The organism is Paraglaciecola sp. 25GB23A, from assembly GCF_040012495.1.
Lineage (GTDB): Bacteria > Pseudomonadota > Gammaproteobacteria > Enterobacterales > Alteromonadaceae > Paraglaciecola.
In genome coordinates, this window is the sequence record NZ_JBDYKM010000070.1 from 1 (window position 1) to 1,999 (window position 1,999).

Here is a 1,999-nt window from a genome sequence, read left to right on the forward strand (position 1 = left end):
AGGCATACGTATTAAATGCCTCGTACGGGCTGGAAGGATGGGTGATATCAAGTGCTGTGGAGGAAGTCTATGCCTAACAAGGCCAGTCAAATCGGACACAAACTCGCTGTCACTTTTTTTGCAAACGGCGCAATAAAGTCGCCATCAACTTTGTGCCGTTGCTGGCGGCGTTATGTTTCAAAGGAATATTAGAGGTCAAGGTTGATTCCATTTAAACCATATCCCCATTTTCATTGGGTATTGTTAGGTTGCTGTATTATTTTTGCCTTCTTGCGGCCAGAAGGTGCATTAGTAAGCTTGCTATGGTTTTTCTTCGCATACTTCTATGTTTTCAACAAAATTTGCTTAAAAGTGGTGGGTAAAAAGTTTTTTATTCCAAGCCGATATATGAAAAAAGAAGAGGGCCATATTTTTGGACTGGTGCTATTTTTACCTTATATTATTTGTGTAGGTTATTCGACTTTCTTACTAAAGGAACTTGTCGCTCATTTAAAAAGGGTTGTATTAACATGAAACATAACAAAAACATCATGGTGGGAATTTTACTCGCTGAAAAAGCGCTCCTAAAATCCTCATATGTTAAGCGTTAGCCTTCATGAGGTGTAGGATGAAACAAGTTTTGAAATTATATGGATTTATATCAGTCATTTTAATGTGTGGCTGCTCAGCTACTGGCGTAAAATTTGTTGAACCTACTCTAATTAATAATCAAACAGCCACTATTTATCTTATGAGACAGGATAAATTTCTAGGTGCTGCTGGCTGTCGAACAGTTTTAATAAATAATTCGAACATTGGTTGTATCAAGAACGCAGGATTTTTGAGAGTTGAGACTTCTCCTGGTAAGCAAGTTATTACACTACCAAAGGTAACCGAATCAGATTGGGCAAATGAAACTTCAGTTGAACAAGATTTTAAATCTGGCGAAATTTACTATTATGAATGGACGCATGAACTGGAGGACTTTTATGTAATTCCTGCTGGCGCTTTGGTTGTAACAGGCGGAAAGACAAAGGCTTCAATTATCAAACACACGGAGCAAACGGCTTTGCCGATATTAAAAGAACTAAGAAATTCTAAAAATGAAGGCTAACAAACCAATTATTCCGACCTCAACTCGCTGCGCTTTCGTCGGCATATTGGGGCGTTAGCTATCAGGTGCACATGGAAAAATTGTCATTACCTAGACGAGCATTAAAGTACGCAATAATATCATCCTTCATAATTATGGTTTTTGCGCTTTTTAGAATACTAATTAGTGGTGCTGTAGGTACTCCTATGGAAGTCTTTGGCCGTGTAGTAATCTCAGCAATAGCAGCATTTTTCGCTATGTGGGTGGTGTTTATTGCATTTCTTTTTTTTAATCCAGATGCGGATAAACCAAGAAATGATAGCTAACAAAAACATCATGGTGGGAATTTCACTCGCTGGTAAAGCGCTCCTAAAATCCCCATATGTTAAGCGTTAGCAATACATGGAAAGTGAATAGTAATGTTAGAGATATTTGAATTATTAAGTAATGGGCAGGAAATAACCTTTGGCCTGTTATACGCTTTGATTATAGAGCCTCTGATTACTGTAATCGGGATTATAATAATTGTGATTTTCTCGTATAGGCATTTCAAAAGAACAAGCTCGAAAGGTGGTCTTTTTATTTTATTGTCTTTAGTTATAGGCTTATTTCTAGGCATTTTAAGTTCCATTCTGGAAGAAACTATAAGTGAGAACTACTTATGGATTGTTGATGGTGCGATACCTTTATCAGAAACATTTCTATTTATTATGTTCGTTTATGGTTTTAAATTAATATGCGAATCCAGTAAGTAAAGTATTGCTAACAAGCATTTAAAGCGGGACTGCTAACAGTTTGCTCAGTTTCACTTCGCTACACATTTTAGCAAACTATTATAAGCCGCTTAAATGGGCGTTAGGTTTCATGGGAATGAACAACCATTGTGGTATTTGTAATAAAGCTTTAGACCAAGATAATGATCCGTTG

The 1,999-nt window shown here is 36.9% G+C and carries 2 protein-coding genes; both read left to right on the forward strand.

Features of this window, described 5'->3' with window-relative positions:
• Positions 1-607: 607 nt before the first annotated feature.
• Positions 608-1,093 (forward strand): DUF2846 domain-containing protein, encoded by a 486-nt coding sequence (locus tag ABKW31_RS22855; RefSeq protein ID WP_348619026.1) that lies wholly within the window; start codon positions 608-610, stop codon positions 1,091-1,093.
• A 71-nt stretch (positions 1,094-1,164) separates the two neighbouring features.
• The gene (locus ABKW31_RS22860; RefSeq protein ID WP_348619027.1) at positions 1,165-1,398 is read left to right on the forward strand and encodes a hypothetical protein; all 234 of its coding nucleotides are present in this window, start codon (positions 1,165-1,167) and stop codon (positions 1,396-1,398) included.
• Positions 1,399-1,999 lie beyond the last annotated feature (601 nt).

Coding starts and splice junctions, on each gene's coding strand:
- ABKW31_RS22860 (WP_348619027.1), top strand. CDS start 1,165: ATGGAAAAATTGTCATTACCTAGACGAGCATTAAAGTACGCAATAATA.
- ABKW31_RS22855 (WP_348619026.1), top strand. CDS start 608: ATGAAACAAGTTTTGAAATTATATGGATTTATATCAGTCATTTTAATG.